This window comes from Pseudomonas sp. JV245A (assembly GCF_032424515.1).
GTDB classification, from domain to species: Bacteria; Pseudomonadota; Gammaproteobacteria; order Pseudomonadales; family Pseudomonadaceae; genus Aquipseudomonas; species Aquipseudomonas protegens.
On sequence record NZ_VYKE01000076.1, the window covers coordinates 1 to 20,871 of the forward strand.

A 20,871-nucleotide genomic window follows, 5' to 3' on the forward strand; every position below is an offset into this window, starting at 1 on the left:
GCTGGCCGTTGCCGCGAGCGGCGTGTCGGTCAGGCGCCGCGAACCATGTCGACGTGGGGAATGCCCGCTTCGAGGAATTCCTCGCTGACGATGGAGAAGCCCAGGCGCTCATAGAATGCCGTGGCCTGGACCTGGGCGCTGAGCATCTGTTGCTTCAGGCCGCGCTTTTCGGCTTCATCGATCACCGCGCGCATCAGCGCGTCGCCAACCTTCAGGCCGCGCCAGTCCTTGAGCACCGAAACCCGGCCCACATGGCCGTCGGGCAGCAGGCGCGCGGTGCCGATGGGGAAGTCGCCCTCGAAGGCCAGGAAGTGCACGGCGCTGTCGTCGTCGGCATCCCACTCCAGTTCGGGCGGCACCGATTGCTCGGCAATGAATACGGCTTCACGGATGCGCCGGATCTCGGCGTTGTCCTTTTGCCAGTCTGCGACACGTACGTGAATCTTATTCATCGGCAAACCCCAGGCTCCCTTGCTTGACCAGTTCACACAACAGGCCGCGCCCATCGTCATCCGCCAGCCACTGGCCGAGGTTGTCGATATGCAAGGCATCGGCGGCGCAAATCATTTTCAGCAGTTCGCGCAGCTTACCGGGAAGCAGGCGGCTTTGGCCGCTGGCGAACAGTAGCAGGTCTTCATCCACTTCCGACCAGGCCAGGCGCGCGCTCGGGTTGCGGATCAGGATCGCGCCCTGTTCCAGGCTGCCCAGCAGGTCTTCTTCTTCCAGTTCGGGTCCGGTCACCAGTTCCGGGTAGCGTGGTTCGGTCATGAACTGGCCGAACCAGGTCAGCAGCAGGCGCTCGTCGCTCATGTGCTCGGCCAGCAGGCCCTTGAGCCGGTCGAGGGCGTCCTGCTGGATCTGGTGCGGGTCGCTGGCCGGCTGCACGTCGGCGTCGGTGTAGCGGTCTTCGTCCGGCAGGAACTGGCCGAGGAAGTCGGTGAAGTGGGTCAGGACTTCGGCGGCGCTTGGGGCACGGAAACCGACCGAATAGGTCATGCAATCGTTCACCGCAACACCATAGTGGGCCAGGCGCGGTGGCAGATAGAGCATGTCGCCGGGCTCCAGGACCCAGCTTTCGGTTTCTTCGAATTCGGCGAGGATGCGCAGGTCCGCGTGCTGCAGCAGCGGGCTTTCGGAGTCGCACATCTGGCCGATCTTCCAGTTGCGCTTACCAAAGCCTTGCAGCAGGAACACGTCGTAGTTGTCGAAGTGCGGGCCGACGTTACCGCCAGGTGCGGCGAAGCTGATCATCACGTCATCGATGCGCCAGCTCGGCAGGAAGCGGAAGTGCTCCAGCAGCTCGGCGACTTCCGGGACGAACTGGTCCACGGCCTGGACCAGCAGGGTCCAGTCGCGTTCCGGCAGCTTGCTGAACTCGTCTTCGGCGAAGGGGCCGCGGCGCAGTTCCCATGGGCGCTCGCCGTTCTCGATCACCAGGCGCGATTCGACTTCTTCTTCCAGGGCCAGGCCGGCCAGTTCGTCAGGTTCGATCGGGCTTTCGAAGTCAGGCAGGGCCTGACGGATCAGCAGGGGTTTCTTCTGCCAGTAGTCACGCAGAAATTCCCGTGCAGTGATGCCGCCCAGAAGTTGAAGAGGAATATCAGGATTCATGTGTAACCTATTGAAAAAGTGTACTTTTCTAGCAGGAATAAAAACGCCCGGCGCGGCCGGGCGTCAAAAGGTCGAGCAATCGGTCAGATGCGCTTGGCCTGGGCTGCGGCATTACCGATGTAGCTGGCCGGGGTGAGCTGTTTCAGCTCGGCCTTGGCCGCGGCGGGCATGTCCAGCCCGTCGATGAAAGTCTGCAGCGCTTCTGGGCTGATGCCCTTGCCGCGCGTCAGTTCCTTGAGCTTTTCGTAGGGGTTTTCGATGTTGTAGCGGCGCATCACGGTCTGGATCGGCTCGGCCAGGACTTCCCAGCAGGCGTCCAGGTCTTCGGCGATTTTCTGGGCGTTGAGCTCCAGTTTGCTGATGCCCTTGAGGCTAGCCTCGTAGGCAATCACGCTGTGAGCAAAGCCCACGCCCAGGTTGCGCAATACGGTGGAGTCAGTCAGGTCGCGCTGCCAGCGGGAGATCGGCAGCTTGCTTGCCAGGTGCTGGAACAGTGCGTTGGCGATGCCCAGGTTGCCTTCGGAGTTTTCGAAGTCGATCGGGTTGACCTTGTGCGGCATGGTCGAGGAACCGATTTCGCCGGCAATGGTGCGCTGCTTGAAGTAGCCCAGGGAGATGTAGCCCCAGATATCGCGATCGAAGTCGATCAGGATGGTGTTGAAGCGGGCGATGGCGTCGAACAGCTCGGCGATGTAGTCGTGCGGCTCGATCTGCGTGGTGTAGGGGTTGAAGGCCAGGCCCAGTTCGTCTTCGATGAAGGCGCGGGCGTTGGCTTCCCAGTCGATGTCCGGGTAGGCCGACAGGTGGGCGTTGTAGTTGCCCACGGCGCCGTTGATCTTGCCCAGCAGCGGCACGGCAGCGACCTGGGCGATCTGGCGCTCCAGGCGGTACACGACGTTGGCCAGCTCCTTGCCCAGGGTGGTCGGCGAGGCCGGCTGGCCGTGGGTGCGCGACAGCATCGGCACTTCGGCGAAACGGATCGCCAGTTCGCGGATGGCGTTGGCGGTCTGGCGCATCAGCGGCAGCATCACTTCATCACGGCCTTCGCGCAGCATCAGGGCGTGGGACAGGTTGTTGATGTCCTCGCTGGTGCAGGCGAAGTGGATGAACTCACTGACGTTGGCCAGTTCAGGCAACTTGGCAGCTTGCTCCTTGAGCAGGTACTCGATGGCCTTGACGTCGTGGTTGGTGGTGCGCTCGATCTCTTTGACGCGCTCGGCGTGCTCCAGGGAGAAGTTCTCTGCCAGGGCATTGAGGACGGCGTTGGCTTCGGCGGAGAACGCCGGCACTTCGCTGATGGCGCTGTGGGCGGCCAGGCGCTGGAGCCAGCGCACTTCAACGAGGACGCGAGCACGGATCAGGCCGTATTCGCTGAAAATGGGGCGCAGGGCCTGGGTTTTGCCGGCGTAGCGGCCGTCAACAGGGGAAACCGCAGTGAGCGAAGAGAGCTGCATGGGGTGTTCTCGGACAGTCGGGCAACGAAATGGGGCGCGTATCATACATGAAAATATCCGCCGGTCCGTTGCCAACTGACCAGCGTCTTACGCGCAGCTCTTGAAAAATCAGGCGCAGCTCAGCTGCTGCGCATCAACGGATAAAGCTCTTTGAGCAATTTGCGCCGGCTGATCACCAGTTGCCAGCGATGGCCGCCGAGCTGTCGCCACAGGCGTGCGGAACGAATGCCGGCCAGCAGCAGGGCGCGGATCTTCGAGGCATTGCTGGGCTGCTGCAGATTGCGCATGTCGCCGTGCACCTGAATGCGCTGGCGCAGGGTGCTCAGGGTGTCCTGGTACAGCCCGCCGCACGCGGCGATGACGTTTTCGTGGGCTGGACCGAAATGTTCGACCTGGGACTGGATCTGCGGCAGGCGTTTGCCGATGGTCTCCAGCAGGTCGTCGCGCTTGGCCAGCTGGCGCTCCAGGCCGAGCATCGACAAAGCGTAGCGCAGTGGTTCGCGCTGCAGGGTGCTGGGGTCGCGCTCCAGGGCGCCGATCAGGGCCCGGTAACCCTCGCGCAGGTTGATGTCGTCGCCGCCGTAGACTTCCAGGGTGTCTTTCGGGTCGCGGATCAGCAGGCTGCCGAGCATGCAGCTCAGGGCCGCTTCGCTGACCTGGCCGGTCTTGGCGATGCGGTCCACAAGCACCGCTGCGAGGAAAACACCACCCAGCGCCGTCAATTGCTCCTGAATCGGGCTCATGGACGGGCGTCCTTGCTGCTCCAGGGTTCGGCCACTTCGATCACGCCGCCACCGAGGCAGATCTCGCCGTCGTAGAACACCACGGACTGGCCGGGAGTGACGGCGCGCTGTGGGTCGTCGAAGGTGGCGCGGTAGCCGTTGGCGGTCTTTTCCAGGGTGCAGGGCTGGTCGCTCTGGCGGTAGCGTACCTTGGCGGTCAGGCGCCGCGGCTGGCTCAGGTCGATGGGGTTGACCCAATAGATGTCGGAGGCCAGCAGGGCACGGGAGAACAGCCAGGGGTGATCATTGCCCTGGCCCACGATCAGCTCGTTGTGCTCCAGGTCCTTGATCAGCACGTACCACGGCTCTTCGCCGGCGTCTTTCAGGCCGCCGATGCCCAGGCCCTGGCGCTGGCCAATGGTGTGGTACATCAAGCCGTGATGGCGGCCGATGACTTCACCTTCGGTGGTCTTGATCTCGCCGGGCTGGGCCGGCAGGTATTGCTTGAGGAAGTCGCTGAAGCGCCGCTCACCGATAAAGCAGATGCCGGTTGAGTCTTTCTTCTTCGCCGTGGCCAGGTCGTGTTTTTCGGCAATGGCGCGCACTTCGGGCTTTTCCAGCTCGCCTACCGGGAACAGGGTCTTGGCGATCTGCTCGCCGCCAACGGCGTGGAGGAAGTAGCTCTGGTCCTTGTTCGGGTCCAGGCCCTTGAGCAGTTCGGTGCGGCCATCGATGTCGCGGCGGCGCACATAGTGGCCGGTGGCGATCAGGTCGGCGCCGAGCATCATGGCGTAGTCGAGGAAGGCCTTGAACTTGATTTCGCGGTTGCAGAGGATATCCGGGTTCGGCGTGCGGCCGGCCTTGTATTCGGCCAGGAAGTGCTCGAACACGTTGTCCCAGTATTCGGCGGCGAAGTTGGCGGTGTGCAGCTTGATGCCAATCTTGTCGCACACGGCCTGGGCGTCGGCCAGGTCGTCCATGGCGGTGCAGTATTCGGTTCCGTCGTCTTCCTCCCAGTTCTTCATGAACAGGCCTTCCACCTGGTAACCCTGCTCCATCAGCAGGAGGGCGGAAACGGAAGAATCCACGCCGCCGGACATGCCGACAATGACGCGCTTCTTTTGGTTATCAGAAGGGGCTGGATCACGCATAGGAATTCAACGGGTGTCTTGAAAAAGGACGCGATTCTAACAGGCTGAGGCCTGCAAGGCTAAAACTGCGGTTAAAGCATTGGTCGGATCAGTGCCAGGCTGTGCAACTGGCCATCCAGGTAATCGTCCAAGCACTGCAGGATCAGCTCGCTGCGCCAGTTGGCCCGTTGCTCCAGCAGTTGCTCGCGGCTCAGCCAGCGCGGGCCGATGATGCCGTCATCCAACTGATAGTCCGGATGATGGCGCAGTGGCTTGGCGGCAAAGCACACGCGCTGGTAGGTCACGCCGTTGCTGGGGGCGGTGTAGAGGTAGATGCCGACCACGCCGGTCAACTCCACATCCCAGCCGGTTTCCTCCAGGGTTTCGCGTACGGCCGCCTGGAGCAGGCTTTCATTGGCATCCAGGTGCCCGGCGGGCTGGTTGAGCACGGCTTGTTCGCCCTGGTATTCCTCGACGAACAGGAAGCGGCCCTGGTCCTCGACGATGGTGGCGACAGTAATATGTGGTTGCCATTCCATAAAGGCACTCCTTTATAAAGGGTGAGCATTGTAGGAGCCGGCTTGCCGGCGAAGCGAGCGCTGTCTGTTTTGCCGACAGGCCGGTTGCTGCGGACGCCAGAAGCACAAACCCCGGCACGGGGCCGGGGTTTGTGTGTTCGCTCGTGCTTACACCAGCGCAGCGATGGCTGCGTTGAGGGTGGCGCTCGGGCGCATGGCCTGGCTCACCAGTTCGGGGTTGGCGCTGTAGTAGCCTCCGATGTCCACGGGCTTGCCCTGTACGGCGTTGAGCTCGGCGACGATGGTCGCTTCGTTCTCGGTCAGGGTCTTGGCCAGGGTGCTGAACTGCGCTTGTAGGGCAGCGTCCTCGGTCTGGGCGGCCAGGGCTTGAGCCCAGTACAGCGCCAGGTAGAAGTGGCTGCCGCGGTTGTCGATGTTGCCGACCTTGCGCGATGGCGACTTGTTGTTGTCGAGGAACTGGCCGGTCGCCTGGTCCAGGGTCTTGGCCAGCACCAGGGCTTTCGGGTTGTTGTAGGTGTTGCCCAGGTGCTCCAGGGAGGCGGCCAGGGCCAGGAACTCACCCAGGGAGTCCCAGCGCAGGAAGTTCTCTTCCAGCAGCTGCTGTACGTGCTTCGGGGCCGAACCGCCGGCGCCGGTTTCGAACAGGCCGCCACCGTTCATCAGCGGCACGATCGACAGCATCTTGGCGCTGGTGCCCAGTTCCATGATCGGGAACAGGTCGGTCAGGTAGTCGCGCAGTACGTTGCCGGTCACCGAGATGGTGTCCTTGCCGTCGCGGGTGCGGGCCAGGGTGAACTTCATGGCTTCAACCGGGGACATGATGCGGATGTCCAGGTCGCTGGTGTCGTGATCCTTCAGGTAGGCCTGAACTTTCTCGATCATCACGCCGTCGTGGGCACGCATCGGGTCCAGCCAGAAAATGGCCGGAGTGCTGCTGGCACGAGCACGGTTGACCGCCAGTTTGACCCAGTCCTGGATCGGCGCGTCTTTGGTCTGGCACATGCGGAAGATGTCGCCGGCTTCGACTTTCTGCTCCAGCAGCAGGCTGCCTTTGCTGTCGGTGACGCGAACCACGCCGTCAGCCTTGATTTCGAAAGTCTTGTCGTGGGAACCGTATTCTTCGGCTTTTTTCGCCATCAGGCCAACGTTCGGCACGCTGCCCATGGTGGTCGGATCGAACGCGCCATTGGCTTTGCAGTCTTCGATCACGGCCTGGTAGATAGTGGCGTAGCAACGGTCCGGGATCACGGCCTTGGTGTCGTGCAGCTGGCCGTCGGTGCCCCACATCTTGCCGGAGTCACGGATCATGGCAGGCATCGAGGCGTCGACGATCACGTCGCTCGGCACGTGCAGGTTGGTGATGCCTTTGTCGGAGTTGACCATGGCCAGGGCAGGGCGGGCAGCGTAGACGGCCTGGATGTCGGCTTCGATCGCAGCTTGCTGGTCGGCCGGCAGCGCCTTGATGCGGGCGTACAGGTCGCCGATGCCGTTGTTCAGGTTGAAGCCGATTTCCTGCAGCACGGTGGCGTGCTTGCTCAGGGCATCCTGATAGAACTCGGCAACGATCTGGCCGAACATGATCGGGTCGGAGACCTTCATCATGGTGGCCTTGAGGTGTACCGAAAGCAGTACGCCTTGCTTCTTGGCGTCTTCGATTTCAGCGGCGATGAAGGCGCGCAGGGCCTTTTTGCTCATTACCGCGCAGTCGAGGATCTCGCCGGCTTGCACAGCGGTCTTTTCCTTCAGGACGGTGGCAGTGCCGTCCTGGGCGATCAGTTCGATCTTGACGCTGTCGGCTGCTTCGATCAGGGCCGCTTTTTCGCTGCCGTAGAAGTCGCCGTTGCTCATGTGGGCAACGTGGGACTTGGAGTCCTTGGCCCAGGCGCCCATCTTGTGCGGGTGCTTGCGCGCATAGTTCTTCACCGACAGCGGAGCGCGGCGGTCGGAGTTGCCTTCACGCAGGACCGGGTTCACGGCGCTGCCCTTGACCTTGTCGTAACGCGCCTTGGCGTCTTTGTCGGCGTCGCAGGTCACGGTTTCTGGGTAGTCCGGCAGCGCATAGCCCTGGGCCTGCAGCTCCTTGATCGCGGCTTGCAGTTGCGGGACCGAGGCGCTGATGTTCGGCAGCTTGATGATGTTGGCTTCTGGGGTGACCGCCAGCTCGCCCAGTTCGGCAAGGTGGTCCGGCACCGCTTTGGTACCCAACTGCTCAGGGAAGCTGGCGAGGATGCGGCCGGCCAGGGAGATGTCGCGGGTTTCCACGGCGATATCAGCCGAAGCGGTGAAGGCTTCTACGATAGGCAGCAGGGAATAGGTGGCGAGGGCCGGGGCTTCGTCGGTGAAGGTGTAGATGATCTTCGAGCGGGTGGGCATATTCGGATTAACTCTCTTCTTTGCTAAAGCGTGCGCAGAAACTCGAGGTGCGCCGGGTAAGCGCTTTCGTTCAAAGGTCATCCATGAGCCGAATGTCGAGGTTTCTTCGCGGTGATGTTGGGTGCATCAGTCGAGCGTCAAGCGGGTGGGCTGCGGTAACAACCCGGCTTTGGGCGGCCATTCTCGGCTTGTTTTGTCGGTAGCAGAGCGTTCGGCCGTCGTGACTCTGTGGTCAGCGGCGGCATTATACATAGGTAGCTAGCAAAACGCCGATGCTTCATAGGCGCCCGTTCTCGTCCATTGGTCTAAAGGTCGCAGGCAGGGTGCAGGCGTAGAGTCGCTCGGGGTGCTTTACTTTGGCACTTTTCCCTTTGCTTTCAGGCTTGTAGGCCGCGAACTGTGCAGCTTTCACGGCATATGGGTGGAACATGAGGTTCCCGTCCAGATTCAACTGGGGTACGCTCGAACGCAGCCAGATGTTCAATCCACACAACGGAGTTCAGCATGGGATACAAGAAGATTCAGGTTCCAGCAGTCGGCGACAAAATCACCGTCAACGCAGACCATTCTCTCAATGTTCCTAACAACCCGATTATTCCTTTCATCGAAGGCGACGGTATTGGTGTTGATATCAGCCCGGTCATGATCAAGGTTGTCGATGCTGCGGTTAAGAAGGCTTACGGCGGCGAACGCAAGATTTCCTGGATGGAAGTGTATGCCGGGGAAAAAGCGACTCAAGTGTACGACCAGGACACCTGGCTTCCTCAGGAAACCCTGGACGCAGTGAAGGATTACGTGGTTTCCATCAAGGGCCCGCTGACCACTCCGGTCGGTGGTGGCATCCGTTCCCTGAACGTGGCCCTGCGTCAGCAACTCGATCTTTATGTATGCCTGCGCCCTGTGCGCTGGTTCGAAGGCGTGCCCAGCCCGGTGAAAAAGCCGGGTGACGTGGACATGACCATCTTCCGTGAAAACTCCGAAGACATTTACGCCGGCATCGAGTGGAAAGCCGGCTCGGCAGAAGCCACCAAGGTCATCAAGTTCCTCAAGGAGGAAATGGGTGTCACCAAGATCCGTTTCGACGAAAACTGCGGCATCGGCGTCAAGCCGGTTTCCCTGCAGGGCACCAAGCGTCTGGCGCGCAAGGCGCTGCAATATGTAGTGGATAACGACCGCGACTCGCTGACCATCGTGCACAAAGGCAACATCATGAAGTTCACCGAAGGTGCCTTCAAGGAATGGGCCTACGAAGTGGCGGCCGAAGAGTTCGGCGCGACCCTGCTGGACGGCGGTCCCTGGATGAAGTTCAAGAACCCGAAAACCGGCAAGAACGTCATCGTCAAGGATGCCATCGCCGACGCCATGCTCCAGCAGATCCTGCTGCGCCCGGCCGAATACGATGTGATCGCGACCCTCAACCTCAACGGTGACTACCTGTCCGACGCCCTGGCGGCGGAAGTGGGCGGCATCGGCATTGCACCAGGCGCCAACCTGTCCGATACCGTGGCCATGTTCGAAGCCACCCACGGTACCGCGCCCAAGTATGCCGGCAAGGACCAGGTCAACCCGGGCTCGCTGATCCTCTCCGCAGAGATGATGCTGCGCCACATGGGCTGGACCGAAGCGGCCGACCTGATCATCAAGGGCACCAATGGCGCAATCTCGGCCAAGACCGTGACCTATGACTTCGAACGCCTGATGGACGGTGCGACCCTGCTGTCTTCCTCGGCCTTCGGCGATGCGCTGATCTCGCACATGTAATAAGCGCAATCGCGCACAAAGCAAACCGGCCGACTCAATCCCTTGAGTCGGCCGGTTTTTTCATGACTGGATGTTGGTTGGATCAGCTCAGGGCGCTTTCGGGCTGGGCCTCGGCGGTGACGATTTCGCCGGGCACCTTCAACGCGCTGATTTTGATCGCATGCAGGCCCTTGGGCCCTTGGATGATCTCGAAGCTCACAGCCTGTCCGGCTTTCAAGGTCTTGTAGCCATCCATATCGATGGCCGAGTAATGGGCAAACAGATCGTCAGTCTTGCCCTCCTCATTAATAAAGCCATAACCCTTGGCGTTGTTGAACCACTTGACCTTACCGCTAGCCATACTCATATCCCTCTGCAACAGACTCCATCACTGGAGTATCATCCAGTTCATCCGCCGCCAAGCTTGGTAAAAAGGTTGACGTCGCGGACGTTTATTACCCAATGTGGGCCCTATTGGTTGTAACACCGTTTTGCCGATAGTCAAGTTGACCCGGCGGTCGGAGTTGAAATCCTTCCAGGGCGCCCCCACCACTGTATTTGCACAACTGACGAACCTTTCTTTCCATGCATGCAATCAGCCAGATTCGACTAACATTCAATCAGGATCGCCCGGACTTGCACGACGACGATTCCGCTGGCTTGGCAGTACAGGAGGCTAAGCCTGCTCTCCAGGCGCCGCCGATGTACAAGGTGGTTTTGTTCAACGATGACTACACGCCGATGGATTTCGTCGTCGAAGTGCTCGAGATGTTTTTTAACCTGAATCGCGAGCTGGCGACCAAGGTCATGCTGGCCGTCCATACCGAAGGGCGGGCAGTGTGTGGATTGTTTACCCGCGACATCGCCGAGACCAAGGCCATGCAGGTCAACCAGTACGCCCGGGAAAGCCAGCATCCGCTACTCTGTGAAATCGAGAAGGACGGTTAACGCCGACCACTTGGGTATGAGGTGAAGCTATGTTAAACCGCGAGCTCGAAGTCACCCTCAATCTCGCCTTCAAGGAGGCCCGTTCGAAGCGTCATGAGTTCATGACCGTCGAGCATCTCCTGTTGGCTCTTTTGGATAATGAGGCCGCCGCCACCGTTTTACGTGCCTGCGGAGCAAACCTCGACAAACTCAAGCACGACTTGCAGGAGTTCATCGACTCCACAACGCCGCTGATTCCCGTGCACGACGAGGATCGCGAAACTCAGCCAACCCTGGGTTTCCAGCGTGTATTGCAACGTGCTGTCTTTCACGTACAGAGCTCGGGCAAGCGTGAAGTTACCGGTGCCAATGTGCTGGTAGCCATCTTCAGTGAGCAAGAGAGCCAGGCGGTGTTCCTGCTGAAACAGCAGAGCGTTGCCCGTATCGACGTGGTCAACTACATCGCCCATGGCATCTCCAAGGTGCCCGGGCATGGCGATCATTCTGAAGGTGAACAGGATATGCAGGACGAAGAGGGTGGTGAGTCGTCTTCTTCGGGCAATCCTCTGGATGCCTATGCCAGCAACCTCAATGAACTGGCCCGTCAGGGGCGCATTGATCCGTTGGTAGGGCGCGAGCAGGAAGTCGAGCGCGTAGCGCAGATCCTGGCGCGCCGGCGCAAGAACAACCCGCTGCTGGTGGGTGAGGCAGGCGTGGGCAAGACCGCGATTGCCGAGGGCCTGGCCAAGCGCATCGTCGACAATCAAGTGCCGGACCTGCTGGTCAACAGCGTCGTCTACTCGCTGGATCTCGGGGCGTTGCTGGCCGGTACCAAATACCGCGGCGATTTCGAGAAGCGCTTCAAGGCGCTGCTGGGCGAACTGAAAAAACGCCCTCAGGCGATCCTGTTCGTCGACGAAATCCACACCATCATCGGTGCCGGTGCGGCCTCCGGTGGGGTGATGGACGCCTCGAACCTGCTCAAGCCGCTGCTGTCCTCGGGTGATATCCGTTGCATCGGCTCGACTACCTTCCAGGAGTTCCGTGGCATTTTCGAGAAGGACCGGGCCTTGGCGCGGCGCTTCCAGAAAGTCGATGTGTCCGAGCCCTCGGTTGAAGACACCATTGGCATCCTGCGCGGCCTCAAGGGGCGTTTCGAGCAGCATCACAGTATCGAATACAGTGATGAAGCCCTGCGTGCCGCTGCAGAATTGGCCTCGCGCTATATCAATGACCGGCATATGCCGGACAAGGCCATCGACGTCATCGACGAGGCAGGTGCCTATCAGCGCCTGCAGCCGGCGGAGAAGCGCGTGAAGCGCATCGAGGTGGCCCAGGTCGAAGACATCGTGGCGAAAATCGCGCGGATTCCACCAAAACACGTCACCAGTTCCGATAAAGAGCTGCTGCGCAATCTCGAGCGCGATCTCAAGCTGACGGTGTTTGGCCAGGATGCGGCGATCGATTCGCTGTCCACCGCGATCAAGCTGTCCCGTGCAGGCCTGAAATCGCCGGACAAACCGGTCGGTTCCTTCCTGTTCGCCGGTCCTACCGGTGTCGGCAAGACCGAAGCGGCGCGGCAGTTGGCCAAGGCCATGGGGATCGAGCTGGTACGCTTCGACATGTCCGAGTACATGGAGCGGCACACCGTCTCGCGCTTGATTGGTGCGCCTCCCGGCTATGTCGGTTTCGACCAGGGTGGCTTGCTGACCGAGGCCATCACCAAGCAGCCGCATTGCGTATTGCTGCTCGATGAAATCGAGAAGGCCCACCCGGAAGTCTTCAACCTGCTGCTGCAGGTGATGGACCACGGGACCCTGACCGACAACAACGGACGCAAGGCGGATTTCCGCAATGTGATCGTCATCATGACCACCAACGCCGGTGCTGAAACCGCGGCGCGAGCCTCCATCGGCTTCACGCATCAGGATCACTCTTCCGATGCCATGGAAGTGATCAAGAAGAGCTTCACGCCGGAGTTCCGCAACCGTCTGGACACCATTATCCAGTTCGGTCGCCTGAGCCACGAAGTGATCAAGAGCGTGGTGGACAAGTTCCTTACCGAGCTTCAGGCGCAGCTGGAAGACAAGCGCGTGCAGCTGGAAGTGACCGATGCCGCTCGCAGCTGGCTGGCCGCCGGTGGTTACGACGTGACCATGGGCGCCCGTCCGATGGCGCGCTTGATCCAGGACAAGATCAAGCGTCCCTTGGCCGAGGAGATCCTGTTTGGCGAGTTGTCCGACCATGGCGGTGTGGTCCACATCGACATCAAGGATGGCGAGCTGACCTTCGATTTCGAGACCACGGCGGAAATGGCTTGATCGCCGCATAACGCAGCAGTACAGCCAAAGGCACCGGGAGGTGCCTTTGTGCTATCTGGCGTTTGAAACGTTTTTTGCAGACGAACAAAAACGCCCGGCATAACCGGGCGTCTTGTATTGACTTGCTTAGCGAGCGCGGTAAGTGATGCGCCCTTTGCTCAAGTCATAGGGCGTCAGCTCGACGCGCACTTTGTCACCGGTAAGAATACGAATGTAGTTCTTGCGCATCTTGCCGGAAATATGCGCGGTTACGACGTGCCCATTTTCCAACTCCACACGAAACATGGTGTTGGGCAGGGTGTCGACGACAGTGCCTTCCATTTCGAAGCTGTCTTCTTTCGACATGCAGTAAAGCCCTCGGTGTCCAATGAATGGCCCGGTGCAACTGCGCCAGGCAAAAGCGGCGTGCATTGTGCCCGAAAAGTGGGGTTTAAGCCAAGACCTTCTAGTTGAGGATCACCCATCTCTGGTTAACCAGCAGCTCTATGGGGCGATATTGGGTCTTGTAGTTCATCTTTTTGCAGTTCTTGATCCAGTAGCCGAGGTACACCGCATCCAGCCCCAGGCGCAGGGTTTCGCCGATTTGCCAAAGGATCGCAAAGCGCCCGAGGCTGCGGCGCTCTTCGTCGGGTTCATAGAAGGTGTAGACCGCTGACAGGCCATTGGGCAGCAGGTCGGTGACCGCCACGGCCAGCAGGCGGCCGTCCAGGCGGAACTCGTAGAAGCGCGAGAAGGGCAGGTCTCGAACCAGAAAGGTCGAGAACTGGTCGCGGCTGGGGGGGAACATGTCGCCATCGGCGTGGCGTTGCTCGATGTAGCGCTGGTAGAGGTCGAAATACTCTTCGCTGAAGCAGGGTTTGGCCGCGTGTACGGTCAGGTCGCTGTTGCGTTTGAGAATGCGCTTTTGCTGGCGGCTGGGCAGGAACTGTGTAGCAGGAATGCGCGCCGGCACGCAGGCGTTGCAGTTCTGGCAGTGGGGGCGATACAGATGATCGCCGCTGCGCCGAAAGCCCATTTCCGACAGATCCGCGTAGACATGCACGTCCATGGGCTGGCTGGGATCGAGGAACAGAGTGGTCGCCTGTTCGTCGGGCAGGTAGCTGCAAGAGTGGGGTTGGGTGGCATAGAACTTCAGGCGCGCCAACTCGGTCATGAGTCAACCCTCGGAATAAGCTTTGCAATTAAGTGTAAGCCACCCCCGGCAAACCCGCCTAGGAAACCCATATGGCGCGGCTCGGCAGGTCCAGGTGGTGTTTCAGGTAATTCGCGAACTCTGGCCGGGAAATGGATCGGGCGCCGAGGCTGTGCAGGTGTTCGGTGGGCATCTGGCAGTCGATCAGCACAAATCCCCACGCCTTCAAGCGTTCCACCAGAGTGGCAAAGCCGAATTTCGAGGCATTGTCGGCGCGGCTGAACATCGACTCGCCGAAAAACAGCTGCCCCATGGCCAGCCCATACAAGCCGCCCACCAGCACTCCCTGATCCCAGACTTCCACCGAATGGGCGTAGCCGCGTTGATGCAGTTGCAGGTAGGCGCGTTGCATCGCTTCGCTGATCCAGGTGCCGTCGGCATAGGCGCGAGGCGCTGCACAGGCGCTGATGACTGCGGCAAAGTCCTGATCGAAGGTCACCTGATAGCGTTGTTTGCGCAACAGTTTGCCCAGGCTGCGGGAGACATGCAGTTCGTCCGGGAATAACACCGTGCGCGGATCGGGGGACCACCAGAGAATCGGCTGGCCCTCGGAAAACCAGGGAAAGCAGCCGTGACGATAGGCCTGGATCAGGCGGTCGGCAGACAAGTCTCCGCCCGCGGCCAGCAAGCCATTGGGCTCGCGCATGGCCTTTTCCAGCGGCGGGAAGTCGAGTGTGTTGCGTTGTAACCAGGTCAGCATGGTATCCAGACTTGCGGCAGGGGAGGGCGGTGGCGAGCCATTGCGGGCCCGCCACAAGCGTAGGGCGAGGGCTTAGTTGTCGTCGAGGAATTTTTCCGCATCCAGCGCTGCCATGCAGCCGGCGCCGGCCGAAGTGATGGCCTGGCGATAGACGTGGTCGGCCACGTCGCCGGCGGCAAATACCCCCTGGATGCCGGTGGCCGTGGCATTGCCTTCGCTGCCGCCACGCACCAGCAGGTAGCCGTCGCGCATCTCCAGCTGGCCCTGGAACAGATCGGTATTGGGCTTGTGGCCGATGGCGATAAACACCCCGGCCAGTGCCAGATCCTTGGTTTCTCCGCTGTGGCTGTCCTTGAGGCGGGCGCCGGTCACGCCGCTGGCATCGCCCAGCACTTCCTCCAGGTGCTGGTTCCAGTGCAGGCGGATATTGCCATTGGCGGCCTTGTCGAACAGCTTGTCCTGGAGAATCTTCTCGGCCCGCAGCTTGTCGCGGCGATGCACCAGGTGCACTTCTTTGGCGATGTTCGACAGGTACAGTGCTTCCTCCACGGCGGTGTTGCCGCCGCCCACCACGGCCACCACCTGATTGCGGTAGAAGAAGCCATCGCAGGTGGCGCAGGCGGAAACCCCCTTGCCGGCAAAGGCCTCTTCGGAGGGTAGGCCCAGGTATTGCGCCGAGGCGCCAGTGGCGATGATCAGCGCGTCGCAACTGTAGGTGCCGCTGTCGCCGATGAGGATAAACGGCCGCTGCTGCAACTGTGCGGTGTGGATGTGGTCATAGACGATCTCGGTGTCGAAGCGTTCGGCGTGTCTCTGCATCCGCTCCATCAGCACCGGGCCGGTCAAGCCTTCGACATCGCCGGGCCAGTTGTCGACTTCGGTGGTGGTGGTCAGTTGGCCGCCGGCTTGCAAACCGGTGATCACCGTCGGTTTGAGGTTGGCCCGAGCGGCATAGACGGCAGCGCTGTAACCGGCAGGGCCAGAGCCCAGAATGATCAGGCGTGAATGCTTCGCATCGTTCATAAAAACACCTCATAAGCCTTTGTCACAAAAGAGAATGCATGCTCCAATTGAACAGTGCGTAACAGGCCGTTGACTATGCTGGTCGGAGGGTTCCGACGTGGCATGGCGTGAACAAACCCGTACAATACGACGCTGTACCGGGTTTATTCAGAATTGCACTGTTTCAGAAGCAAGGGGCAGAGTGTTAAAAGTAGCCCCAGTTACGCCGGTCAACTTTATTTACCTGCTCGGATTGAGCAGTATCTTGTAGTCAATCACCCGTTGGACGCGCCCTTGGCGCAGGAAAAGACGCGTTTTGAAGAAATCCACCGCAGCACCTAAACCTGTTGTTCCGCTCTGGCGTCAACAATTGCACTACCGGCTCAAGGAAGGTGCGTTGATCGCCATTGGCGCCCTGTGCCTGTTCTTGATGATGGCACTTCTGACCTATGGGAAAGATGATCCGGGCTGGAGTCATAACAGCAAGATTGAAGACGTGCAGAACTTCGGTGGCCCGGCCGGTTCCTACAGCGCCGATATCCTGTTTATGGTGTTGGGTTACTTCGCCTATATCTTCCCGCTGCTGTTGGCGATCAAGACCTACCAGATCTTCCGCCAGCGCCATGAGCCCTGGCAGTGGAGCGGCTGGCTGTTTTCCTGGCGGCTGATCGGCCTGGTGTTCCTGGTGCTGTCGGGCGCCGCGCTGGCCCATATCCATTTCCATGCCGCCACGGGCCTGCCGGCCGGTGCCGGTGGCGCCCTGGGCGAAAGCCTGGGCGACCTGGCCAAGAATGCCCTGAACGTGCAGGGCAGCACCCTGATGTTCATTGCCCTGTTCCTGTTCGGCCTGACGGTGTTCACCGACCTGTCGTGGTTCAAGGTGATGGACGTGACCGGCAAGATCACCCTCGACCTGTTCGAACTGTTCCAGGGCGCCGCCAACCGCTGGTGGGATGCGCGCGTGGAGCGCAAGCAACTGGTGGCGCAATTGCGCGAAGTGGATGCCCGGGTCGATGAAGTCGTGACCCCGAACGTGGCCGACAAGCGCGAGCAGGCCAAGGTCAAGGAGCGCCTTATCGAGCGCGAGCAGGCCCTGAGCAAGCACATGTCCGAGCGCGAAAAGCAGGTGCCGCCAGTGATCACGCCGATCGCCACCAAGGCGCCGGAGCCCAGCAAGCGCGTGCAAAAAGAGAAACAGGTGCCGCTGTTCGTCGACAGCGCGGTGGAAGGCACCTTGCCGCCGATCTCGATCCTCGACCCGGCAGAAAAGAAACAGCTGAACTATTCCCCTGAATCCCTGGCGGCGGTTGGCCACCTGCTGGAGATCAAGCTCAAGGAGTTCGGCGTCGAAGTCTCGGTGGATTCGATCCACCCGGGGCCGGTGATTACCCGTTACGAAATCCAGCCGGCGGCCGGGGTGAAAGTCAGCCGTATCGCCAACCTGGCCAAGGACCTGGCGCGTTCCCTGGCGGTGACCAGTGTGCGCGTGGTGGAAGTGATTCCCGGCAAGACCACCGTGGGCATCGAAATTCCCAATGAAGACCGGCAAATCGTGCGCTTCTCCGAAGTGCTCTCGACCCCGGAATACGACAACTTCAAATCCCCGGTCACCCTGGCCCTGGGCCACGATATCGGCGGCAAGCCGATCATCACCGACCTTGCGAAAATGCCTCACCTGCTGGTGGCCGGTACCACCGGTTCCGGTAAGTCGGTGGGGGTCAACGCGATGATCCTGTCGATCCTGTTCAAGTCCGGCCCGGAAGACGCCAAGCTGATCATGATCGACCCGAAGATGCTCGAACTGTCGATCTACGAGGGAATTCCGCATCTGCTGTGCCCGGTGGTGACCGACATGAAGGACGCGGCCAACGCCCTGCGCTGGAGCGTGGCGGAGATGGAGCGGCGCTACAAGCTCATGGCCAAGATGGGCGTGCGCAACCTCTCGGGCTTCAACGCCAAGGTCAAGGAAGCGATTGAAGCAGGTACCCCGCTGGCCGACCCGCTGTACAACCGCGAAAGCATCCACGACGAAGCGCCGCTGCTGACCAAGCTGCCGACCATCGTGGTGGTAGTGGACGAATTTGCCGACATGATGATGATCGTCGGCAAGAAGGTTGAAGAACTGATCGCCCGTATCGCCCAGAAGGCCCGTGCTGCTGGTATCCACCTGATCCTCGCGACCCAGCGGCCGTCGGTGGACGTGATCACCGGCCTGATCAAGGCCAACATTCCGACTCGCATGGCGTTCCAGGTGTCGAGCAAGATCGACTCGCGGACCATCATCGATCAGGGCGGCGCCGAACAGCTGCTGGGCCACGGTGACATGCTCTACATGCCACCGGGCACCAGCCTGCCGATTCGTGTCCACGGTGCCTTCGTCTCCGATGATGAAGTGCACCGCGTGGTGGAGGCCTGGAAGCTGCGCGGTGCGCCAGAATACAACGACGATATCCTCAACGGTGTCGAAGAGGCGGGCAGTGGTTTCGAAGGTAGCAGCGGCGGTGGCGACGGCGATGACCCGGAAGCCGACGCGCTCTACGACGAAGCCGTGCAGTTCGTCCTGGAAAGCCGCCGGGCCTCGATCTCGGCGGTACAGCGCAAGCTGAAGATTGGCTACAACCGCGCCGCCCGGATGATCGAGGCCATGGAAATGGCCGGGGTGGTGACGGCGATGAACACCAACGGCTCCCGCGAAGTGCTGGCGCCGGGCCCAATGCGCGACTGATCCCTGTTTCGCTTGCAGCGGCGTGAGGTCACGCCGCTCGTATACCCATCCAATTAATGAGGAATTCCATGCGCCTGATTCGCATGTTGCTGCTGCCGGTATTGGCTGTGACCACCTTGTCGGCCCACGCCGACCCCAAAGACGTGGCGCGCCTGACCCAGTTGCTGGAAAAGTCCCAGACCCTGACCGCGCGTTTCTCCCAGCTGACCCTGGATGGCAGCGGCACCCAGTTGCAGGAAACCGCCGGCGAGATGTCCCTGCAGCGCCCGGGCCTGTTCTACTGGCACACCGATGCGCCACAAGAACAGCTGATGGTTTCCGACGGCCAGAAAGTCTCCCTGTGGGACCCGGACCTGGAGCAGGTGACCATCAAGAAGCTTGACCAGCGCCTGACCCAGACCCCGGCCCTGTTGCTCTCCGGTGACGTGTCGAAAATCAGCGAAAGCTTCGACATCACCTCCAAGGAAGCCGGCGGCGTGATGGACTTCACCCTCAAGCCGAAAACCCGCGACACCCTGTTCGACAGCCTGCGCCTGTCGTTTCGCAACGGCATGATCAACGACATGCAGTTGATCGACAGCGTTGGCCAGCGCACCAATATCCTGTTCACCGGGGTCAAGGCCAACGAAGCCATCCCGGCGTCCAAGTTCAAGTTCGACATCCCCAAGGGTGCCGATGTGATCCAAGAGTAAGCAGCCGCAACCGCAAGGTTTCGAAGGTAGTCCATGGACCTGTTTCGTAGTGCCCCGATTGCCCAGCCACTGGCCGCACGCCTGCGTGCGACCAACCTGGACGAGTACGTTGGCCAGCAGCACCTGTTGGCCCGGGGCAAGCCGCTGCGCGAGGCCCTGGAGCAGGGCGCGCTGCATTCGATGATCTTCTGGGGCCCGCCCGGGGTCGGCAAGACCACCCTGGCGCGGCTGTTGGCGGAAGTCTCGGATGCCCACTTCGAAACTGTCTCGGCGGTGCTGGCCGGGGTCAAGGAGATCCGCCAGGCGGTAGAAGTCGCCAAGCAGCAGGCCGGGCAATACGGTCGGCGAACCATTCTGTTTGTCGACGAAGTGCATCGCTTCAACAAATCGCAGCAGGATGCCTTCCTGCCCTACGTGGAAGACGGCACGCTGATCTTTATCGGCGCCACCACGGAAAACCCCTCCTTCGAGCTCAACAACGCCTTGCTCTCCCGAGCGCGGGTCTATGTGCTCAAGAGCCTGGATGAAGCGGCCCTGGGCACCCTGGTACAGCGCGCCCTGACCGAGGAGCGGGGGCTGGGCAAGCGCCAGCTGAGCCTCAGCGATGAAGGCTTCCAGATGCTGCTGTCGGCCGCCGATGGCGATGGCCGGCGCATGCTCAACCTGCTGGAAAACGCCTCGGACCTGGCGGAAGACGGTGGCGAGATCAGTGTCGATCTGTTGCAAAGCCTGCTGGGTGACACCCGCCGGCGTTTCGACAAGGGCGGCGAAGCCTTCTACGACCAGATTTCCGCGTTGCACAAATCGGTGCGCGGCTCCAATCCCGACGGCGCCCTGTACTGGTTCGCGCGCATGCTCGACGGCGGCTGCGACCCGTTGTACCTGGCCCGGCGCGTGGTGCGCATGGCCAGCGAAGACATTGGCAACGCCGACCCGCGGGCCCTGAGCCTGTGCCTGGCGGCCTGGGATGTGCAGGAGCGCCTGGGCAGCCCCGAAGGCGAGCTGGCAGTGGCCCAGGCCATCACCTACCTGGCCTGTGCGCCGAAGAGCAACGCCGTGTACATGGGTTTCAAGGCCGCCATGCGCGCTGCTGCCGAGCACGGCTCGCTGGAAGTGCCGATCCATCTGCGCAATGCTCCGACCAAGCTGATGAAGCAACTGGGCTATGGCGACGAATACCGCTACGCCCATGACGAGCCGGATGCCTACGCCGCCGGTGAAGACTATTTCCCCGAAGAACTCGAACCCTTGCCGCTCTATCAACCGGTGCCCCGCGGCCTGGAACTGAAGATCGGCGAGAAGCTCAAGCACCTGGCCGCGCTGGACCGGGCCAGCCCCTTGCAGCGGAGAAAACCTTGATCCCCCTGATCCTCGCAGTCTCCGCCGGCGGTGTGGCTGGCACCCTGTTGCGCTTTGCCACCGGCAACTGGATCAACGCCAATTGGCCGCGGCACTTCTATACCGCGACGCTGGCCGTTAATATCGTGGGCTGCCTGCTGATCGGCGTGTTGTACGGGCTGTTCCTGGTCCGTCCGGAAGTGCCGATCGAAGTGCGTGCCGGATTGATAGTGGGCTTCCTCGGTGGCCTGACGACTTTTTCATCCTTTTCACTGGATACCGTGCGTCTGCTGGAAAGCGGACAAGTGGCGCTGGCCCTGGGCTACGCGGCACTGAGTGTATTCGGCGGGCTGCTTGCTACCTGGGCCGGCCTGTCCTTGACCAAACTTTGATAAACGAGAGAAC

Annotated in this window: 19 protein-coding genes; 7 read left to right on the top strand and 12 right to left on the bottom strand. The window is 61.1% G+C overall.

Annotated features, from left to right (window positions below; genetic code table 11):
* Positions 1-29: 29 nt before the first annotated feature.
* The 7 genes from F6S12_RS19510 to F6S12_RS19540 all read right to left on the bottom strand — a co-directional run bounded on the left by F6S12_RS19510 (position 30) and on the right by F6S12_RS19540 (position 7,829).
* Positions 30-452 (bottom strand): GNAT family N-acetyltransferase, encoded by a 423-nt coding sequence (locus F6S12_RS19510; protein ID WP_011062182.1) that lies wholly within the window; start codon positions 450-452, stop codon positions 30-32.
* A complete protein-coding gene (locus tag F6S12_RS19515) occupies positions 445-1,611 on the bottom strand; it encodes a cupin domain-containing protein (RefSeq protein WP_015636294.1) in 1,167 nt (388 codons plus the stop codon). Before F6S12_RS19515 ends, F6S12_RS19510 begins: the two co-directional genes overlap by 8 nt.
* Before the next feature lie 83 nt (positions 1,612-1,694).
* Entirely contained in the window at positions 1,695-3,065 is a 1,371-nt protein-coding gene (purB, locus tag F6S12_RS19520; protein ID WP_019092906.1) for an adenylosuccinate lyase, read from the bottom strand.
* Positions 3,066-3,184: 119 nt separating this feature from the next.
* Positions 3,185-3,808, bottom strand: coding sequence for a high frequency lysogenization protein HflD (hflD, locus tag F6S12_RS19525; RefSeq protein WP_011062179.1), 624 nt, complete (start codon positions 3,806-3,808; stop codon positions 3,185-3,187).
* Positions 3,805-4,938 (bottom strand): tRNA 2-thiouridine(34) synthase MnmA, encoded by a 1,134-nt coding sequence (gene mnmA, locus F6S12_RS19530; RefSeq protein ID WP_015636291.1) that lies wholly within the window; start codon positions 4,936-4,938, stop codon positions 3,805-3,807. The genes hflD and mnmA overlap by 4 nt, the downstream gene beginning before the upstream one ends.
* Before the next feature lie 71 nt (positions 4,939-5,009).
* Positions 5,010-5,456: an NUDIX hydrolase gene (locus tag F6S12_RS19535; protein ID WP_011062177.1), complete on the bottom strand. Its 447-nt coding sequence runs from the start codon at positions 5,454-5,456 to the stop codon at positions 5,010-5,012.
* A gap of 147 nt (positions 5,457-5,603) precedes the next feature.
* A complete protein-coding gene (locus F6S12_RS19540) occupies positions 5,604-7,829 on the bottom strand; it encodes an NADP-dependent isocitrate dehydrogenase (protein ID WP_047287896.1) in 2,226 nt (741 codons plus the stop codon).
* A gap of 504 nt (positions 7,830-8,333) precedes the next feature.
* Here F6S12_RS19540 and icd point away from each other — a divergent pair.
* On the top strand, positions 8,334-9,590 hold the full coding sequence (gene icd / locus F6S12_RS19545; protein ID WP_315869229.1) for an NADP-dependent isocitrate dehydrogenase: 1,257 nt from the start codon (positions 8,334-8,336) through the stop codon (positions 9,588-9,590).
* An 82-nt stretch (positions 9,591-9,672) separates the two neighbouring features.
* On the opposite strand, the gene cspD is transcribed toward icd, so the two are convergent.
* Positions 9,673-9,936: a cold shock domain-containing protein CspD gene (cspD, locus tag F6S12_RS19550; RefSeq protein WP_019092905.1), complete on the bottom strand. Its 264-nt coding sequence runs from the start codon at positions 9,934-9,936 to the stop codon at positions 9,673-9,675.
* Positions 9,937-10,154: 218 nt separating this feature from the next.
* Here cspD and clpS point away from each other — a divergent pair, with 218 nt between their 5' ends.
* Together clpS and clpA are read left to right on the top strand one after the other, a co-directional pair.
* Complete coding sequence (gene clpS / locus F6S12_RS19555) at positions 10,155-10,517, top strand: ATP-dependent Clp protease adapter ClpS (RefSeq protein WP_011062173.1); 363 nt, start codon at positions 10,155-10,157, stop codon at positions 10,515-10,517.
* A gap of 29 nt (positions 10,518-10,546) precedes the next feature.
* Positions 10,547-12,817: an ATP-dependent Clp protease ATP-binding subunit ClpA gene (gene clpA / locus F6S12_RS19560; RefSeq protein ID WP_315869230.1), complete on the top strand. Its 2,271-nt coding sequence runs from the start codon at positions 10,547-10,549 to the stop codon at positions 12,815-12,817.
* A gap of 126 nt (positions 12,818-12,943) precedes the next feature.
* Here the strand turns inward: clpA and infA are convergent, their stop codons facing one another.
* The 4 genes from infA to trxB all read right to left on the bottom strand — a co-directional run bounded on the left by infA (position 12,944) and on the right by trxB (position 15,732).
* Positions 12,944-13,162, bottom strand: a complete 219-nt coding sequence (infA, locus tag F6S12_RS19565) for a translation initiation factor IF-1 (RefSeq protein ID WP_002553999.1) — start codon at positions 13,160-13,162, stop codon at positions 12,944-12,946.
* Between the two features lie 100 nt (positions 13,163-13,262).
* Positions 13,263-13,970 (bottom strand): arginyltransferase, encoded by a 708-nt coding sequence (locus tag F6S12_RS19570; RefSeq protein WP_015636288.1) that lies wholly within the window; start codon positions 13,968-13,970, stop codon positions 13,263-13,265.
* A gap of 58 nt (positions 13,971-14,028) precedes the next feature.
* On the bottom strand, positions 14,029-14,709 hold the full coding sequence (aat, locus tag F6S12_RS19575) for a leucyl/phenylalanyl-tRNA--protein transferase (protein ID WP_015636287.1): 681 nt from the start codon (positions 14,707-14,709) through the stop codon (positions 14,029-14,031).
* Between the two features lie 72 nt (positions 14,710-14,781).
* On the bottom strand, positions 14,782-15,732 hold the full coding sequence (trxB, locus tag F6S12_RS19580; RefSeq protein WP_015636286.1) for a thioredoxin-disulfide reductase: 951 nt from the start codon (positions 15,730-15,732) through the stop codon (positions 14,782-14,784).
* 295 nt (positions 15,733-16,027) lie between these two features.
* Between trxB and F6S12_RS19585 the strand changes: the two genes are divergently transcribed.
* From F6S12_RS19585 to crcB, 4 genes are all read left to right on the top strand, one after another.
* The gene (locus F6S12_RS19585; RefSeq protein WP_123727937.1) at positions 16,028-18,436 is read left to right on the top strand and encodes a DNA translocase FtsK; all 2,409 of its coding nucleotides are present in this window, start codon (positions 16,028-16,030) and stop codon (positions 18,434-18,436) included.
* A gap of 68 nt (positions 18,437-18,504) precedes the next feature.
* Positions 18,505-19,128 (top strand): outer membrane lipoprotein chaperone LolA, encoded by a 624-nt coding sequence (lolA, locus tag F6S12_RS19590; RefSeq protein ID WP_011062167.1) that lies wholly within the window; start codon positions 18,505-18,507, stop codon positions 19,126-19,128.
* 33 nt (positions 19,129-19,161) lie between these two features.
* Positions 19,162-20,487, top strand: a complete 1,326-nt coding sequence (locus tag F6S12_RS19595) for a replication-associated recombination protein A (protein ID WP_015636284.1) — start codon at positions 19,162-19,164, stop codon at positions 20,485-20,487.
* On the top strand, positions 20,484-20,858 hold the full coding sequence (gene crcB / locus F6S12_RS19600; protein ID WP_011062165.1) for a fluoride efflux transporter CrcB: 375 nt from the start codon (positions 20,484-20,486) through the stop codon (positions 20,856-20,858). Before F6S12_RS19595 ends, crcB begins: the two co-directional genes overlap by 4 nt.
* Positions 20,859-20,871: the final 13 nt, after the last annotated feature.

Excerpts from the sequence above, each read along its gene's own strand:
- F6S12_RS19510 (WP_011062182.1), bottom strand. The coding sequence starts at position 452 with ATGAATAAGATTCACGTACGTGTCGCAGACTGGCAAAAGGACAACGCC.
- F6S12_RS19515 (WP_015636294.1), bottom strand. The coding sequence starts at position 1,611 with ATGAATCCTGATATTCCTCTTCAACTTCTGGGCGGCATCACTGCACGG.
- purB (WP_019092906.1), bottom strand. The coding sequence starts at position 3,065 with ATGCAGCTCTCTTCGCTCACTGCGGTTTCCCCTGTTGACGGCCGCTAC.
- hflD (WP_011062179.1), bottom strand. The coding sequence starts at position 3,808 with ATGAGCCCGATTCAGGAGCAATTGACGGCGCTGGGTGGTGTTTTCCTC.
- mnmA (WP_015636291.1), bottom strand. The coding sequence starts at position 4,938 with ATGCGTGATCCAGCCCCTTCTGATAACCAAAAGAAGCGCGTCATTGTC.
- F6S12_RS19535 (WP_011062177.1), bottom strand. The coding sequence starts at position 5,456 with ATGGAATGGCAACCACATATTACTGTCGCCACCATCGTCGAGGACCAG.
- F6S12_RS19540 (WP_047287896.1), bottom strand. The coding sequence starts at position 7,829 with ATGCCCACCCGCTCGAAGATCATCTACACCTTCACCGACGAAGCCCCG.
- icd (WP_315869229.1), top strand. The coding sequence starts at position 8,334 with ATGGGATACAAGAAGATTCAGGTTCCAGCAGTCGGCGACAAAATCACC.
- cspD (WP_019092905.1), bottom strand. The coding sequence starts at position 9,936 with ATGAGTATGGCTAGCGGTAAGGTCAAGTGGTTCAACAACGCCAAGGGT.
- clpS (WP_011062173.1), top strand. The coding sequence starts at position 10,155 with ATGCATGCAATCAGCCAGATTCGACTAACATTCAATCAGGATCGCCCG.
- clpA (WP_315869230.1), top strand. The coding sequence starts at position 10,547 with ATGTTAAACCGCGAGCTCGAAGTCACCCTCAATCTCGCCTTCAAGGAG.
- infA (WP_002553999.1), bottom strand. The coding sequence starts at position 13,162 with ATGTCGAAAGAAGACAGCTTCGAAATGGAAGGCACTGTCGTCGACACC.
- F6S12_RS19570 (WP_015636288.1), bottom strand. The coding sequence starts at position 13,970 with ATGACCGAGTTGGCGCGCCTGAAGTTCTATGCCACCCAACCCCACTCT.
- aat (WP_015636287.1), bottom strand. The coding sequence starts at position 14,709 with ATGCTGACCTGGTTACAACGCAACACACTCGACTTCCCGCCGCTGGAA.
- trxB (WP_015636286.1), bottom strand. The coding sequence starts at position 15,732 with ATGAACGATGCGAAGCATTCACGCCTGATCATTCTGGGCTCTGGCCCT.
- lolA (WP_011062167.1), top strand. The coding sequence starts at position 18,505 with ATGCGCCTGATTCGCATGTTGCTGCTGCCGGTATTGGCTGTGACCACC.
- F6S12_RS19595 (WP_015636284.1), top strand. The coding sequence starts at position 19,162 with ATGGACCTGTTTCGTAGTGCCCCGATTGCCCAGCCACTGGCCGCACGC.